Consider the following 17233-nt stretch of genomic DNA (forward strand, 5'->3'; position numbering starts at 1 on the left):
GTACGGATGAACATGTTCAACCTAAGGCAGCTGATTGCCGCAACCTTGCTCCTGTCCTGCGCGTTCGGCGCCCATGCCGAGCGCCTGAAGGACATCGCCAGCATTTCTGGCGTGCGTTCCAACCAGTTGATCGGTTACGGCCTGGTGGTGGGGCTCAACGGCACGGGTGACCAGACCACCCAGACGCCGTTCACCCTGCAGACCTTCAACAACATGCTGTCGCAGTTCGGCATCAAGGTGCCGCCGGGCTCGGGCAACGTGCAGCTGAAGAACGTCGCCGCGGTGTCGGTGCATGCCGACCTGCCGCCCTTCGCCAAGCCGGGCCAGGTGGTGGACATCACCGTCTCGTCGATCGGCAACTCCAAGAGCCTGCGTGGCGGCAGCCTGCTGATGACGCCGCTCAAGGGTATCGACGGCAACGTCTATGCCATCGCCCAGGGCAACCTGGTGGTCGGTGGCTTCGACGCCGAGGGTCGCGATGGTTCCAAGATCACCGTCAACGTTCCGTCGGCCGGCCGCATTCCTGGCGGTGCTTCGGTCGAACGCGCGGTGCCGAGCGGTTTCAACCAGGGCAATACCCTGACCCTGAACTTGAACCGCCCGGACTTCACCACCGCCAAGCGCATCGTCGACAAGGTCAACGACCTGCTCGGCCCTGGTGTGGCACAGGCCGTGGACGGTGGCTCGGTACGGGTCAGCGCGCCGATGGACCCGAGCCAGCGCGTCGACTACCTGTCGATCCTGGAAAACCTGGAGATCGACCCGGGCCAGGCGGTCGCCAAGGTCATCATCAACTCGCGCACCGGCACCATCGTGATTGGCCAGAACGTCAAGGTCTCGCCGGCGGCGGTGACCCACGGCAGCTTGACCGTGACCATCACCGAAGACCCTATCGTCAGCCAGCCGGGGCCGTTCTCCAACAGCCAGACCGCCGTGGTGCCACGCTCGCGGGTCAATGCCGAACAGGAAGCCAAGCCCATGTTCAAGTTCGGCCCCGGCACCACGCTGGATGAGATCGTCCGCGCGGTGAACCAGGTCGGCGCCGCGCCGAGCGACCTGATGGCCATCCTCGAAGCCCTGAAGCAGGCCGGCGCCTTGCAAGCCGACCTGATCGTGATCTGAGGACGTTGCCGATGAACTCCAAGAGCCTGGTATCCAGCACTGCCGACAGCGGCGCCTATACCGACCTCAATCGCCTGAGCTCGCTCAAGCACGGCGATCGCGACAGCGATGCCAATGTGCGCAAGGTGGCCCAGGAGTTCGAGTCGCTGTTCATCAGCGAGATGCTCAAGGCCTCGCGCAAGGCCAGCGATGTGCTGGCCGACGACAACCCGATGAACAGCGCGACGGTCAAGCAGTACCGCGACATGTATGACCAGCAGCTGGCCGTGAGCATGTCCCGCGAGGGCGGCGGTATCGGCCTGCAGGACGTGCTGGTACGCCAGCTGTCGAAGAACAAGAGCGCCCCGGTCAATACCAGCCCGTTCCCGCGGATCGAGGGCAATGCCCCGACGCTGTGGGGCAACAAGGTGGCCGAGCCGGTGCATGCCGCGCAGTCGGCCTCGCGCAACGACGTGGCCGCGCTCAATTCGCGGCGCCTGGCCTTGCCGAGCAAGCTCACCGACCGCTTGCTGGCCGGCATCGTGCCGTCGGCGGGTAACCCGGCAGCGGCCACCAACAGCGCCGCCGTGCCGGTCCGCGACGGTCAGCAAGTGGCGAAAACCTTTGCCGTGCCAGAGCGCGGTCTGCGTATCACCGGCCGCGCCGTGGCCCAGCCGCCGCTGGCGCCGAACAAAGCCTTCGCCGACAGCGACGCGTTCGTGGCCACCATGCTGCCAATGGCCGAACAGGCCGCCAAGCGCATCGGCGTCGACCCGCGCTACCTGGTGGCCCAGGCGGCGCTGGAAACCGGTTGGGGCAAGTCGGTCATGCGCAACAGCGATGGCAGCAGCAGCCACAACCTGTTCGGCATCAAGGCCACCGGCAACTGGGAAGGCGATTCGGCGCGGGCGATCACCAGCGAGTTTCGCGACGGCCAGTTCGTCAAAGAGACGGCGGCGTTCCGTTCCTACGCTTCCTATCAGGACAGTTTCCACGACCTGGTCAGCCTGCTGCAGAACAACGCCCGCTATCAAGATGCGGTGAAGTCGGCCGATAAACCAGAACAGTTCGTGCAAGAGTTGCAAAAGGCTGGGTACGCCACTGACCCGAATTACGCCAGCAAGATCTCGCAGATCGCAAGACAGATGAAGTCGTACGAGCAATACGCAGCGCTCGGTACCACAACGAAACTTTAAGGGTATGGAACCATGGCGAGTCTGATCAACATTGGCATGTCGGGGCTTGGCGCCGCGCAGTCGGGGATGTACACCCTCGGCAACAACATCGCCAACGCCGACGTCGAGAGCTACTCGCGCCAGCAGAACGTGCAGAAGACCAAGGGCGGCCAGCAGGTCGGCCAGGTCTTCATGGGCAGCGGCACCACGCTGGCCGATGTGCGCCGGGTGTACAACGCGTTCCTCGAGAACCAGTTGCGCACCACGACCTCGCTGAGCAGCGACGCGTCCTCGTACCTGGAGCAGATCACGCCGCTGGATACCGCCCTGTCTGGCAGCGACACCGGCATCACCGCCGCGCTGCAGAGCTTCTTCAGCGCCATGCAGGACGCCGCGGCCAAGCCCACCGAGGACGCTTCGCGCCAGCTGCTGTTGACCAGCGCCCAGTCCCTGAGCAAGCGTTTCAATACCCTGTCGGCGCAGCTCAACCAGCAGAACAGCAACATCAACAGCAACATGACCGCGCTGGCTGATCAGGTGAACAACCTGACCAAGACCATCGCCGAGCTCAACGACCAGATCTCCCGGGTCAGCACCGTGACCGGCCAGCCCAACGACCTGCTCGACCAGCGCGATGGCGCGGTGCGCGAGTTGAACAAGCTGATCGGCACCGACGTGGTCGAGCGCGACGGCAACTACGACATCTACCTGAAGAACGGCCAGTCCCTGGTGCTGGGCAAGACCACCCAGACCCTGGGCGTCGCTCCGAGCGCGACCGATCCCACGCGCATGAGCCTGATCCTCAACCGCGGCTCGACCAAGATGGACATCACCAGCAGCGCCACCGGTGGCGAGCTGGGCGGCCTGATTCGCTATCGCAGCGAAACCCTCGACCCTGCGCTCAACGAGCTGGGCCGCGTAGCCCTGGTGGTGGCCGACGCGATCAACAGCCAGTTGGCCCAGGGCATCGACAAGAACGGTGAATTCGGCGCCGCGCTGTTCGGCGACATCAACAGCGCCAAGGCCATCAGCGAGCGCAGCATTGCCAAGAGCAGCAACAGTGCCGGCTCCGGCAACCTCGACGTGACCATCAAGGACACCGGCAAGCTGAGCGCCAGCGACTACCAGGTGACCTTCACCAGCGCCACCGGCTACAGCGTGCGCAAGTTGCCCGAAGGCACCGACATGGGCAGCTTCGACCTCAGCGATACGCCGCCGCCGGTCATCGATGGTTTCACTCTGTCGCTCAACGGCGGTGGCCTGAGTGCCGGTGACAGCTTCAAGATCACCCCGACGCGCAATGCCGCGGCCAACATCGAAACCACCCTGACCGACCCCAAGCGTCTGGCCATGGCGGCGCCGTTGACCGGTACCAGCGGCTCGGGCAACAAAGGCACCGGCACCATCACCCAGCCGAACCTGACGTCGAAGCTGGACATTTACGATTCGGCCCAGCGCGCGCAGCTGCAGACCGGCCTGAAGTACTCCACCCCGGTCAAGCTGGTGTTCGGCGACGACACCAGCTCGCCCCAGGCCTACAAGATGTACGACGCCAAGGGCACCGAGATCGGCAGCGGCACCATCGTGCCGGGCCAGGACAATACCCTGCAGCTGTCGGTGCCGATGGTCGATGCCAGCGGCAACTCGCTGGGCAGCAGCTTCACCTTCGAGATGAACGTCTCCGGTGCACCGAAGAACGGCGACACCTTCACCGTCGGCATGACCGCTGCCGGCTCCGCCGACAACCGTAACGCCCAGTCGGTGATCGACCTGCAGACCAAATCCACCGTCGAGGTCGGCGCCGACGGCAAGGGCATCAGCTTCACCGACGCCTACGCCAAGCTGGTATCCAACGTCGGCGGCAAGGCCGGCCAGGCGCAGATGGACAGCGATGCCACCACGGCGCTGCACACCTCGGCCCTGGAAAGCCGCAACAACCTCTCGGGTGTGTCGATCGACGAAGAGACCGGCAACCTGATCAAGTTCCAGCAGTACTACACCGCGTCGTCGCAGATCATCAAGGCGGCCCAGGAAACCTTCGCCACCCTGATCAGCAGTCTTTAAGGAGCCGTAGATCGTGAGCGTACGCATCTCTACTTCGCAGTTCTACAACACCAACCAGGCCAACTATCAGCGCAACTTCGCCAACGCCGTGAAGGCTCAGCAGGAGGCCAGCGATGGTATCCGCGTGCGCTCGGCCAAGGACGACCCGGTCGGGGCTGCGCGCCTGCTGCAGTTGGAGCAGCAGCAGAACATGCTGGAGCAGTACAGCAGAAACACCGTGAACGTGCGCAATGCGCTGGGCACTGCCGAAAGCACCTTGACCTCGATCGGCAATATCTTGCAGCGGGTCAACGAGCTGGCGGTGAGCTCGGGCAACGGCGCCTTCACCGACTCCGATCGCAAGGCCAACGCGGATGAGCTGGCATCGCTCGAAGACCAGCTGTTTTCGCTGATGAACAGCAAGGACGAGAACGGCAAGTACCTGTTCTCGGGCTCCAAGGGAGATACTGCGCCCTATGTGCGTAACGCCGATGGTACCTACAGCTACCAGGGCGACCAGGGCAAGTTGGACCTGCAGGTAGGGGATATGCTCAGCCTGGCGGCCAACGAGACGGGCTTTGACGCTTTCGAGCAGGCACTCAATACCAGCCGCAGTGAGACCAAGATGACCGCACCGGCTACGGACGATGGGCGTGTGAGCCTGTCCAATGGCCAGGTGTCGGGCAGCTCGACCTATAACGACCGCTTCCGCAGTGGCGAGCCTTACAGCATCGAGTTCACCAGCAGCACTGAATACAAGATCCTGGATGCCAGCGGCCAGGATGTCACGTTGGAGGCCAGTCAGGGCGGCAAGTTCGACCCGAATGCCGAGAATGGCACGATCAGCTTCCGTGGCGTCGACCTGCGTCTGGACATCACGTTAAAGGATGGCGACAAGGGCAACGAAGACGCTGTCATCGCTGGGCATAGCTTCAGCTTGAGCTCCAAGGCAGATTCGGTGTCGGGTACGCGAAGCCCAGGCAATGGCTCTTCCGAACAGATCACTGGCGCAACCATCACCGACCAGGCCGCCTACAAGGCCGCGTTCCCCGCGGGTGGTGCGCTGCTCAAGTTCACCGGTACCAATGCGTTCGAGCTGTATGCAACACCGGTGACCGCCGATAGCCGTCCGGTCGCCTCAGGTGCGCTAGGTGGGCCCAACGGCACTACCGCCACTGCTGCGGGTGTCAGCTTTGAGCTCTCGGGGGCACCGAACGCGGGTGATACGTTTGCGGTCAAGGTGGATACGCACCAGACCCAGAACGTGCTCGACACCATCAGCAAGTTGCGCACGGCATTGACTGCCCCGGTCGATGGTGACCAGGCTGCGCGGCAGAACTTACTGGCTTCGTTGGATTCGGCAGTCGGTAACATCGGCAGTGCCATCAACCAAGTGTCTTCGTCGGTCAGCGCCGTCGGTGGTCGGGGCCAGGCCCTTGACGTTCAGACCGAAACCAACGAGGCGCTGAGCACCGAGAACGCCAAGACCCAGAGCTCGATCCGCGAGAGCGATCCGGCTGAGGTGATGTTGCGTCTGCAGATGCAGACCAACATGTTGCAGGCGTCGTTGCAGGCTTATGCCAAGGTAGCTGGGTTGTCGTTGGTCAATTACATCTGATCGTCTTCATGCAAGGTGAATGTGCGTCGTTACCCTCGGGCATGGCGCACTTGTTAAGGTCGTTATCGTGAACCAGAAGCCGCTTGTCAGCATTGTCATCCCTGCCTATAACCCGAATTTCTTTGCCCTGGCACTGCAAAGCGCTTTGAACCAGAGTTACCAGGCGCTGGAGATTCTGGTATGCGATGACAGCGAAGGCGACGAAATCGAGACCCTTGTCCGTGATCTGGAAAAACAAGCCAATCGCACAGTCCGGTACGTTCGCAATGATCAGCGGCTGGGGTTCGTAAGCAACCTCGTGCAATGCATGACCCTCGCTTCGAGCGATCTGGTAAAGGTGCTTTGTGATGATGATCGGCTATTACCTCTTTGCATCGAGCAGCAGGCGGATGTGTTGCTGGAGCACGGCGATGTCAGCCTGGTGCTGACACAAAGGGTTTTTGCCGACGCCGACAACTACATTCTGCCAATGCGCCTTTCCAATGCGCGTTTCGTAGAAGTGGACGCCCTGTTCAAGGGTGACGACATTCTCTCGGTCCTGGATGGGCGGCCGTTCAGTTTCCTGGGCAACTTTTCGGCTGCGCTGATGCGTCGGGAACAGGCGCTGGGCTTCCTGCGCGCTTTGACCCAGGCCGAGCAGCGCTTCGTTGCATTGCTCGATCAAGCTTTGTTCCTTTGCCTGATGCGCTTTGGAAATCTGGTGATGCTAAGTGACGTATCGGTGATCGAACGGTTCCATCCGCAGCAGATGAGCAAACAACCTGTCGTGGTTCAAGCGGCGGAGCAGGAGTGGCGTTGGCTTCAGCAAATGCTTGCGCAACGGGGTGGGGATGAGGCACCTGCAAATGGTTGGGTGCGCCATGTAGCACTGGATCAGGCGAAAGATGTTCCACGAGTATGGCAGGAACTGAGTTTGGTGTTGATCTTGAGCAACTGGCAAACCTGCATGGTTGGTCGGGTTGGCACTGATTGCGAAAGTTACGGCGAACTCTATCAGCAATGGTTGGGCGTACGTCGCCTGAGTGCCGTTCAGCGTCGTTTGTTGCCTCAGACGATCAACCGTTGGCCCAGCCAGCCGCGCATCGTACCCATCGTTCTTGATCTTGAGGGCGATACGCAGGGGCTTGAGCAAACATTGCACAGTTTGGCGGCGCAGCTTTACCCCGCTCATCGCAGCATAGTGCTGTCCAGTGTCAAGATCGGCACAACATTGGCGGCCGATCAGTTTGATGTGGAAAGCGACTGGGTCGTTCAGGTGAATCGCTTGGTAGGGGGGCTTGCAGAGGCTGATTGGATCTATCTGCTTAGGGCAGGTGATTGTCTTGGCGAGTCCGCTCTGCTGTTGCTGGCTGAGCGGGTTGCGGTATTGCCCGGGCTTGCCTGCGTATATAGCGACGAGGGGGCTCTGATCGATGGCGAGCCAGTGGATCCGGTATTCAAGCCTGACTTCAATATCGACCTCATGCGCAGTTACCCCTACGTGGGCCGTTCGCTGGCATTCGATTGTCAGGCCGTGAATGCGGCAGGAGGGTTCGACGCGTCCTTTGGTGAGCTGGCACCCCATGACCTGCTCTGGCGCTTGGTGGAATCGCAAGGCCCGCAGGTCATTGAGCATATCGCCGAGATCCAGTTACAGTCGCATGGCCATTTCGCTCAATGGCTTTCCGTCGATGCCGTGGTCGAGCAAAGTGAGCGGGTTGTCGCCGCACACCTGAATCGGCTTGGGGTGGCGCACCGTGTCCATCGGGGGGAGCTGCCGGTGCTCAATCGAGTTGAGTACCTTCACCCGCATCAGGCATCGGTATCCATCGTGATTGTCTGTGATGCGCCGCTGGAGGTGCTGCAGCAATGCGTGTTGAGTGTCATGGAGCATACTCGCCACGGCAACTATCAACTGTTGTTGGTCGAAGGCGGGGAGTGTGATACAGCGACACGCAACTGGATCGAAGCGATTGCGGATCTGGTTGGCGAGACACTCAAAATCATCACGCTGTCGCATGTGCGTGATACGGCTGAGTTGATCAATTTGGCCGCCGCCCAGGCCGCCGGTGAATATCTGCTTCTTTTGTCGGCCAGGGTCAAGGCGTTCGATCGGCAGTGGCTGGATGAGTTGATGTTGCATGCTCAGCGGCCTGAGGTTGCCGTGGTTGGAGCCAGGGTGGTCAACGAACTTGGCAAGATCGTTCACGCTGGGCTGGTATTGGGTGTGGATAATGCCGCAGGCGCCGTTTGTGCCGGTGAGGATGCGCAAGCGCGTGGTTACCTGCAGCGCTTACAGGTCACTCAGAATTGGAGTGCGGTATCGGGCGATTGCCTGATGGTTCGCAAGCAGGTGTTCGATGAGTTGGGTGGCCTCGATACACAGCAGTTTGCTTGGGGGCTGAGCGAATTAGACCTTTGCTTGAAGGCGCGTGCCGCGGGTTACCTGGTGGTTTGGACGCCGTATGCCAATCTTTGCGTGGATCGTGCTTCTCTGAAAGAACGCAGGGTACATTCGCCCTTGCAGGAACAGTCGTTTTGCCAGCGCTGGCTGCCCAGCGTCATTCGTGACCCGGCCTACAACCCGAACCTCAGCTTGATCACCGCCAACTTCAGCCTCGACGCCGGCCTGCTTGGCGGTTGGAATCCGATGTGTGCCCGATCCCTGCCATCCGTACTGGGTTTGCCCATCAATGCCTCTGCCGTGGGCCATTATCGTGTGACGCAGCCATTCCATGAGTTGGAGTCCGCAGGCATGGTGGTAGGGCGTCTGGCCTTTGAAACCCCCACGGTTGTGCAACTGGCGCGCATGGATCCAGATGCCATCGTGTTGCAGCTGCGCCACAGTGCAGGGGCTGCAGCAGATATCGAGCGTATGTCGTGCTTCTCCAATGCGCGACGCATTTTCGAGATTGATGATTATGTGCTTAGCGCACCTCTCAAAAACACCCACGCACGTAACAAACCGGCCGATATCGAGCTGCATCTGCGCAAGAGCATCGCTCAATGTGATCGTGTCGTGGTAACCACGCATGCGCTGGCTAATGCTCTTTCTGACATGCATCGCGATATCCGTGTGGTGCCGAACATGCTGGCAGCGGACTTGTGGCTGGGGCTGCAAAGCCGCCGTGGCGTTTCGAGCAAGCCCCGCGTGGGCTGGGGCGGGGGCACCAGCCACAGCGGTGACCTGGAAATAATCGCGGATGTGGTGCGTGAGTTGGCAGACGAGGTGGAGTGGGTGTTTTTCGGCATGTGCCCGGAGAAGCTCAAGCCATACATACATGAGTTCCACCCGGTGATCGGCCTGCAACATTACCCCGGGAAATTGGCCAGTCTTAACCTGGACCTTGCGCTTGCACCATTGGAGTTCCACATCTTCAACGACTGCAAGAGCAATCTGCGGTTGTTGGAGTATGGCGCCTGTGGATATCCCGTCGTCTGCACCGACACCGAAGCCTATCGCGGCAATTTGCCTTGTACCCGGGTTTACAGCAACAGCACCGAAGAGTGGCTGGCCGCGATTCGCATGCATCTGAGCGATCCAGCCGCCAGCTATCGCATGGGCGATGCGCTACGTGAGGCGGTGTTGCGCGATTATGTGCTGCGTGATCGTCATCTTCAGCAGTGGGTGTGGGGTTGGTTGGCTTGAAATCGAGCGCAGGGGCTGGCGCGGATCCTGCAATAAGTGGCGTCAGCCGCCATAAAACCCACCCTGCGCTAGACCGTGGTAGTCGGCAAACATTGTTGTATTCCAGCGCCTGGCGATCGAAAGGGCTGGCGTCATTTCTGAAGGGGTGAACTTAATCTATGCAAGACCATTCCGGGTATTCCATGCGTGACCCGCGCTTGACGTTGGTGCTACTCACTCATGATCAGCCTGCTGCGCTGCGCCGTGCATTGGCTTTCTACCGCAGTCACCCCTTCGACATTCTCGTACTGGACTCATCGGCACAACCGTCAAAAGGGCTCGTTGAGCAAGAAGCCCAGGTCGATTACCGCCATTTGCCCGGCGTGGCGGGTAACTTCGCCTCGCAGAAGCTGGCCTATGCTGCGGCTAGCGTGGGCACGCCCTACGTCGTGTTTGTAACCGACGGAGATTTTTTGGCGTTGGAGGCGCTTGAGCGATGCTTGGCGTTCCTTGAGCAGAACCTGGACTACGGCTACTGCCAGGGATACGGCTTGATGTATAGCGCCAGAGGCGCGATGGTCGAGTACGCCTACCGCGATCGCAAAGGTCAGCAAGACTTCGGCAGTGACGATGCCGAAACGCGTCTGGATGAGCTAGCCTCGCACTTCCTGCCGGCATTCCACGCAGTCACCCGGACCGATTTACTGCAGCGCTGGCAGCAGGTGGCGCCCAACATGGGCCCCGAGTTCGCAACGCTCGGCCATACCATCTATCTACTCGCCAATGCGAAGGCGCGCGTGCTCCCGGTAGCCTATGGTGCACGCAAATCCTATTATCCAGACAATGAGCCTGAAGCCGGTATCCAGGTGAAACTGGCGAGAGACACGCAAGCTGACAAAGATGAGCGGAACGCGTTCGTCCAGCAGATGGCAGAGGTTCTACCTGGGCTGGGGCCTGTACTGGCCTCTCGCAATGAATGCCTGCAACGTGTGCTGAACAACATCGAGGGCTGTTTGCGTGATCGGGTGTCACTGGCGCATGAGCGGATCGTCAGCGCGCATTATGACTGGCGAGAAGGTGTGCAATTCAGCTTCAGCCCCACTCAGTTCGTCGAGATGCCGTTCTACAACGAGGCATTTTTCACCATTTTGGAGCGGATCGGTTTTCTGCTGCAGTCGTTGCCCGCCGATAGAGCGCATCTGCAATCGCTTGAGCCGATCTTGCTAAATCAGCAAGAGCTCGCGCGCGTACGAAGGGCTGAAACTGAGGACGACGGATACTGGCGCGTCCAGCAAGCGTTCGAGGCGCATCCTTTCAATGTCGAGCTGGCTCGCCGATTGCTCGCCCATCTGCTTGAGCAGCCCGAGCAGCAGTATGTCGCTCAGTTGCAGTTGTGGATTCAGCGCTTGGAGCAGGTGCAGCCAGAAGGGTGGGTGAGTGCGCTGCAAGATACGTTGAGTGGGCGGCTTCACGCGCGTTTTCATGCTTGGAACCCGACCCCTTCGCAGCAGAATTCGATTGCCGAAACATTCAAAGCGCATCAAGGCGGTCCCGTGATCGGGTTGGTAGTGCTGGACCTGGACGACGATCTCGACAAGTTGCAGTTGACCCTGGACAGCATTCTGGAGAGTTACTACACCCGTTATCAGATTGTTGTGCTTACGACCGCACGCCCTCCGGTGGTGACTCGCGAAAGCGACCGACTGCACTTTGTACACGTTCAACGGGTGGGGTGGACGAAACTACTCAGTGAGCTGATGGCACGGGCTAATTGGGACTGGATGTTGCGGATTGAAGTGGGTGTTTGTCTCAGCCCATCCGGTTTGTTGAAAGTGGCCCTGCAGTTGCTGGATGCCGGCGAGTGTCGTGCCGTGTATTGCGATGAGCTACAACGGTTGCCGTCGGGGACTCTAACATCGCTGTTCCGGCCTTCCTTCAATCTGGACCTGTTGTTGTCCTCCCCTGTCACCATGGCATGCCACTGGCTGGTGCGCCGTGATGTGTTCCTGAGTTTGGGTGGGTATGACGCGCACTATTCGCAGGCCATGGAGTTCGACCTGATCTTGCGCATGATCGAGTGTGGCGCAATGTCGGGCATTGGCCATATCGATGAGCTGCTGTTGGTCTGTGATGAAGATCGTGCTGAACACAATCAAGACGAGCTCAACACCCTGCGTCGCCATTTGAATGTACGGGGGTACGAGCGGGCCACGGTGTTGCAGAATCGACCCCGTGCCTATCACGTGCGTTACGTGCATGCCGAACGGCCGCTGGTGTCCATCATCATTCCAACCCGTGATCAGTTCGGGCTGGTCTCGCGCTGCGTCGAAACAATAATCCAACGCACCCGCTACAAGCATTACGAGATCATTCTTGTCGATAACCTCAGCGAGGCGGAGGATGCCAAGGGTTGGCTTGATGCTATCGAGTCGATGGCTGACGACAAGCTGCGCGTGCTGCGTTATCCACACCCGTTCAATTATTCGGCCATGAATAATCTGGCTGTCGCAGAGGCGCGCGGTGAGTACCTGGTGTTGATGAATAACGACACTGCTGTCATCGACGACAATTGGTTGGATGAATTGCTCAATCATGCGCAGCGCCCGGAAGTTGGCATTGTCGGTGCGCGCTTGCATTACCCTGACGGGACGCTGCAGCATGCCGGTGTGGTGCTGGGGTTACGTGGGCCCGCAGAGCACCCGTGGTTGCGTCGAGCGCCACAGGCGCCTAGCTACATGGGGCGTAGCCAGCTTGATCAGAACTTCAGTGCCGTGACTGCGGCGTGCCTGATGATTCGCAAGAAGGTATATGAACAGGTCGATGGGCTCGATGAGGTGGCGTTTGCGGTTTCCTATAATGATGTCGACCTGTGTTTGAAAGTCGGCCAGGCAGGCTACCTCAACGTCTGGGCATCGCGCTCGGTCGTCATGCATGAAGGCAGTGTCAGCCAGGCAACCGTCGATCCGCTTAGTGTGAGTGCCAAACGCTTGCGTTTCGTCGGGGAGCAGGACGCATTCTATGCGCGCTGGATGCCGATTCTGATCAACGATCCCGCCTATAACCGCAATTTGTCGTTGAGCGGTAACGGCTTTGAAATTGATGACAAGCCCTTGATCGAGGCCGATCTGCGTGATCGCCCCTTGGTGCTTATGGTCGCTCTACCCGGACAGCGCGTTGAGCTGGCTCAAGCATGGGAAGCCCTGGGTCGCGAGGCCTGCGTTGCAGTGGTGCATCAGCGCTTGCAGATTGCCGACCTGTTGCGCACAGCACCCGATGTATTGGTGATACCTGGTGCGATGTGTCAGTTGGATTCGCAAACGTTGGGTCACTATCAGCGCTATTTCCCTGGGCTCAAGATCCTTGACCTCTGCGCCCTCGACCAGTTGGGTTGGGAGCAGGGCGATGGCCTGCCGGATCACATAACCCAAACGATACGACTGGTAGATCGTGTGCTGGTAGCTGACGAGTCTGCCGCTCAGGCGCTTGCCGGTTTGCATGCTGATATCCATGTGGTGCCGGCGCCGCTTGAATTTGTCGGTTCGACCAAGCGGTCGTCGTCGGAGCAGGGTGGGCTGCGAGAAAGGCCTGCTGCGATCTTGGCAGCGTGCCTTGCTTAGCACTAAAGGAGCGCCTCCGGTGTGCGGTTGCGAAGGCACTTGGGAGATGCGTCGCCCAATGAAATATGCGATCTTAGGCCAAAGGCGTGACTTTGAAGTCACTCGGTGCATCTCTATACCATTATCAGGGGGTCCGGCTGGTCCGTGTTGTCGGTCGGCTCCCGCCCCTGTTTGCTGATGGGCATGTCGCATGTGACATGCTCGATCCCGGACAGTGTTATAGAGCAGCTAATTTTATTGGGAAGCCATAATGATTGGCATCAAGAGCATTTCGAGCTACGTGCCATCACAAGGCATGGATAATTACGCACAGGGTGCACGCTTCGGCAAGGACGAAGAATTCATTCTGGGCAAGATCGGTTCGGCATTCTTGCCGCGCAAAGATGATAATCAGGAAACCTCTGACCTGTGTGTCGCGGCTGCAAACGCCCTGTTCATGGCCAATCCACAGCTATCGCGAGAGTCAGTCGACGCGTTGATCGTGGTGACTCAGAACGGTGACGAAGAAGGCCTGCCTCACACGGCTGCCATCGTGCAGGAGAAACTCGGGTTGACGACCCGCGTGGCGGCATTCGATGTTTCTCTGGGGTGTTCGGGTTATGTCTATGGCCTGTATGCGCTCAAGGGGTTCATGGAAGCTGCCGGGTTGAAGAACGGCCTGTTGATCACCGCCGACCCCTACTCCAAGATCATCGACATCGAAGATCGCAACACGGCCATGTTGTTCGGTGATGCTGCGACCGCGACCTGGATGGGTGAGGGGGCTGAATGGCAGCTGGGCAAAGCCAGCTTTGGCACGGACGGTTCTGGTGCGGCCCACCTGAAAGTTGCAGGCAAGAAATTTTTCATGAATGGACGTCAGGTCTTCAACTTTGCGCTGCTGAAGGTGCCTGCGCACTTGCAGGAACTGTTGGAGGCGTCCGGCTTGAAGGCGGATGACGTGGATGCTTTCTGCATTCATCAGGGTAGTGCTGCGATCGTCGATGCGGTGGCGCGACGTTTTGAGCAGGCTGACCCGGAGAAGTTCATCAAGGATATGCTCGAGACCGGCAACACGGTGTCGTCGAGCATTCCACTGCTGTTGGAAAAGCATGTGCTCGATTCCACGTTCAAGCGAGTGGCGGTCAGTGGATTTGGTGTGGGGTTGTCCTGGGGGTCTGCGATCTTGCAGCGAAAGGGCTGAGGCCTCGTCCAGTGTTTAAAAGCCGCCATTCATATGGCGGCTTTTTTGTTCGGGGCGCTTAGCGCGACTGTGACAGGATTCCCTTAAGAATGATGTGATACGGCCGATACAACAATATTGAATGCGGTTCGGGCGTGGATTCGTGACCGCAGACTTTCAATTACCGTTGGATCGGTATCTGCCAAGGACTTTCAGCCCGTATGATTTCCCTCCAGGATCTAAAGAGTTTCATCAGTAATCCAGATCTGGTCTGCAGCATTTCCCAGGTTTGGGCGCTGATTGGGCAACACTACGAGCAGGCGCAGCGGGCGCTGCCGCCGGAGCAGGCGATGAGCCGCTCTGAGCTGTCGTTCCATGACCATGTGAAATTGCTGGGTTACCTGGCCCTGTTGCTTGACGACGTACCGGGTGACGTTGTGGAAATCGGCGTCTGGAAGGGCAAGTCGCTGGTGCTGATGAACGAAGTGTGCAATCGCGAGCGCCGGGTGATAGGCATCGATCCGTTCGAGCTGCCCAATCAGTTTGAAGAGTTCAGTCACTACCAGTCGTTACTGCTGCCTGACGCGCATATCCTGCGGGGGTATTCGGAGCTTTGTATCGAGCGTTTCCATGCCCTGGCGCCGAAGGTTGCCCTGTTGCATATCGATGGTGGTCACGCTGGGCGCAATGTGCTGCTGGACTTCCTGTTGTATTCGCCAAGTGTGGTGCCCGGTGGTTTCGTTGTCTTCGACGATTATGGTGACCACCAGTATTCTCCCGAAGTTGGCCCGGCCGTCGATCTGTTGCGCGCTATGGGGTACTTCAAGGGCTTCAGTATATTGGGCACGATAGCGGGCTTTGAGAACAGTTATGTGCTGCAACGGCTCTGAGTAGGGGGCGGGCCCTGATCGATCAGAGCGAGGCGGTGGGCTATACCTTGCTCAAGCTGAGTGACCGTCCGTGTAGCGCCCTGTCGCGCGCTATTTTTATGGCGGGATCTTTGTAACTAAAGGTCGCGAGCAGCGTCCGGACTCCATTCTGGAAGATGAGCGGGAGATGGGAATGGCTTTTTTGAGTCGAGCGCAAATCGAAACCCTGGGTTTTGCCCGAGTGGGCAAGAACCCTCTGCTTTCTGATAAGGCCTCTTTTTACAACTGCGCGAATATTGCCATTGGTGACAACGTTCGTATCGATGATTTTTGCGTGTTGTCGGCAGGGCTAGGCGGCATCGAAATCCAGAGCCATGTCCATATAGCAGTGTTCAGTCTTTTAACAGGCGCGGGAAAGATTGTGCTGGGTGATTTCAGCGGATTGTCTTCTCGGGTGTCTGTTTACAGCAGCAGCGACGACTACAGTGGCGCTAGCCTGACCAACCCGACAATTCCAGATCAATTCAAGTCCGTAGCCAGTGCCGATGTATGCATAGGCAGGCATGTCATCGTCGGCTCCGGAAGTGTCTTGCTACCCGGTGCTGTGCTGGAGGAGGGAGTAGCGGTTGGGGCATTGAGCTTGGTAGCCAAACGCTGTTCTGCATTTGGCATCTACTCTGGGGTGCCAGTCAGGCGTATCAAGGAGCGACAGCGCACTCTTTTAGCGGTGGAGCAGCAGTTCATCGCGCAGTGCGGTTGTAATGGGGGGATTGAGGGCGAGTCTTATCCCTAGCCCTCCCTCGCTGGAGAATGTTGGCCGGTTTTTTGCTCGCTTCTGTGATTCGTCAGGTTCATGACGCTGATCGTCCACACCTGTCATCTCTCAGCAATCACGAGCGACCCACCGCATGGCCGAATTCGTCCCTGTCACCAGTCCATTACTGCCGCCTCTTGAAGAGTTCTTGCCTTATCTCGAGGAGATTTGGGAGAGCAAGCGTCTGACCAATGGTGGGCCCTTCCATGAGCGGTTGGAGCGGGAACTGGCTGATTACCTGGGCGTGCAGCATCTTTCGTTGTTCTGTAATGGCACCCTGGCGTTGGTCGCCGCCCTCCAGGCGTTGCGCATCACAGGCGAAGTCATCACCACACCGTACTCGTTCGTCGCCACCGCGCATTCATTGCTCTGGAATAATCTAAAGCCGGTGTTTGTCGACATCGACCCTGTGAGCAATAACCTTGACCCTAGGCGTATCGAAGAAGCAATCACACCTGCAACGACAGCGATTCTGCCGGTGCATTGCTATGGAGTGCCTTGTGATATCGAAGGAATTCAGCGGGTGGCGGACACTTATGGCCTGAAGGTCATTTACGATGCTGCCCACGCCTTCGGCGTTCGTCAGGGCGGGCAGAGCATTTTGAATCGTGGTGACTTGTCGATCATAAGCTTCCATGCGACCAAAGTGTTCAACACCTTCGAAGGGGGCGCCATCATTTGCCCCGATGCCAAGATCAAGCAGCGCATTGATTACTTGAAGAACTTCGGTTTCGCGGACGAAACGACAGTCATGGCGCCTGGCATCAACGGCAAGATGAATGAAGTCCAGGCTGCATTCGGTTTATTGCAGTTACGCCATATCGACGGTGCACTGGCCCGTCGGCAAGCGGTTTTTTTCCGATATCACCAGGCGCTAAGTGGGGTCAAGGGTATCAGCCTGCTCGAGCCGCCAGCCGGCCTGGATTGGAATTATGCTTATTGCCCCATTTTGATCGATGAGCAAGCGTTGGGATGCAGTCGCGATCATCTGTACGAGTTGTACCGCGAGCAAGGGATACTGGTGCGTCGCTATTTCTACCCGCTGATCACTGAGTTTCCGATGTATCGCGGCTTGCCCAGTGCCGTGCTTGGGGCTCAACCCCATGCATTACGCATTTCCCGGCAAGTCTTGTGCTTGCCTATTTATCCGCATCTGGATGCTGCACTGCAGCAGCGGATTATCGACATCGCGTTGACGGCGCGAGGGGCTACTTCCACGACAGCGTC

Annotated in this window: 9 protein-coding genes and 1 pseudogene; all 10 read left to right on the top strand. The window is 59.0% G+C overall.

The features are described from left to right. The first annotated feature begins 12 nt into the window (after positions 1-12). Positions 13-1122, top strand: a complete 1110-nt coding sequence (locus ACIPZG_RS03575; protein ID WP_400710250.1) for a flagellar basal body P-ring protein FlgI — start codon at positions 13-15, stop codon at positions 1120-1122. Between the two features lie 11 nt (positions 1123-1133). Further along, a complete protein-coding gene (gene flgJ, locus ACIPZG_RS03580; protein WP_400710253.1) occupies positions 1134-2297 on the top strand; it encodes a flagellar assembly peptidoglycan hydrolase FlgJ in 1164 nt (387 codons plus the stop codon). 12 nt (positions 2298-2309) lie between these two features. Continuing rightward, positions 2310-4340 carry a flagellar hook-associated protein FlgK gene (flgK, locus tag ACIPZG_RS03585; RefSeq protein ID WP_400710256.1) on the top strand — a complete coding sequence of 677 codons (2031 nt, stop codon included), beginning with the start codon at positions 2310-2312 and terminating at the stop codon, positions 4338-4340. 13 nt (positions 4341-4353) lie between these two features. Continuing rightward, positions 4354-5937 (top strand): flagellar hook-associated protein 3, encoded by a 1584-nt coding sequence (locus ACIPZG_RS03590; protein WP_400710259.1) that lies wholly within the window; start codon positions 4354-4356, stop codon positions 5935-5937. Between the two features lie 67 nt (positions 5938-6004). After that, positions 6005-9565, top strand: coding sequence for a glycosyltransferase (locus tag ACIPZG_RS03595; RefSeq protein WP_400710262.1), 3561 nt, complete (start codon positions 6005-6007; stop codon positions 9563-9565). 182 nt (positions 9566-9747) lie between these two features. Then, on the top strand, positions 9748-13161 hold the full coding sequence (locus ACIPZG_RS03600) for a glycosyltransferase family 2 protein (protein WP_400710265.1): 3414 nt from the start codon (positions 9748-9750) through the stop codon (positions 13159-13161). Positions 13162-13411: 250 nt separating this feature from the next. After that, a complete protein-coding gene (locus ACIPZG_RS03605) occupies positions 13412-14344 on the top strand; it encodes a ketoacyl-ACP synthase III (protein ID WP_400710268.1) in 933 nt (310 codons plus the stop codon). A gap of 200 nt (positions 14345-14544) precedes the next feature. After that, complete coding sequence (locus ACIPZG_RS03610) at positions 14545-15213, top strand: class I SAM-dependent methyltransferase (RefSeq protein WP_400710271.1); 669 nt, start codon at positions 14545-14547, stop codon at positions 15211-15213. 172 nt (positions 15214-15385) lie between these two features. Continuing rightward, complete coding sequence (locus tag ACIPZG_RS03615; RefSeq protein WP_400710274.1) at positions 15386-15985, top strand: acyltransferase; 600 nt, start codon at positions 15386-15388, stop codon at positions 15983-15985. Between the two features lie 115 nt (positions 15986-16100). After that, positions 16101-17207, top strand: a pseudogene (locus ACIPZG_RS03620) (DegT/DnrJ/EryC1/StrS family aminotransferase); the annotation flags it as partial. Positions 17208-17233 lie beyond the last annotated feature (26 nt).

Source organism: Pseudomonas sp. NPDC089395 (assembly GCF_044749525.1).
Taxonomy (GTDB): domain Bacteria; phylum Pseudomonadota; class Gammaproteobacteria; order Pseudomonadales; family Pseudomonadaceae; genus Aquipseudomonas.

Coding starts and splice junctions, on each gene's coding strand:
- ACIPZG_RS03605 (WP_400710268.1), top strand. CDS start 13,412: ATGATTGGCATCAAGAGCATTTCGAGCTACGTGCCATCACAAGGCATG.
- ACIPZG_RS03615 (WP_400710274.1), top strand. CDS start 15,386: ATGGCTTTTTTGAGTCGAGCGCAAATCGAAACCCTGGGTTTTGCCCGA.
- ACIPZG_RS03600 (WP_400710265.1), top strand. CDS start 9,748: ATGCGTGACCCGCGCTTGACGTTGGTGCTACTCACTCATGATCAGCCT.
- ACIPZG_RS03575 (WP_400710250.1), top strand. CDS start 13: ATGTTCAACCTAAGGCAGCTGATTGCCGCAACCTTGCTCCTGTCCTGC.
- flgJ (WP_400710253.1), top strand. CDS start 1,134: ATGAACTCCAAGAGCCTGGTATCCAGCACTGCCGACAGCGGCGCCTAT.
- ACIPZG_RS03610 (WP_400710271.1), top strand. CDS start 14,545: ATGATTTCCCTCCAGGATCTAAAGAGTTTCATCAGTAATCCAGATCTG.
- flgK (WP_400710256.1), top strand. CDS start 2,310: ATGGCGAGTCTGATCAACATTGGCATGTCGGGGCTTGGCGCCGCGCAG.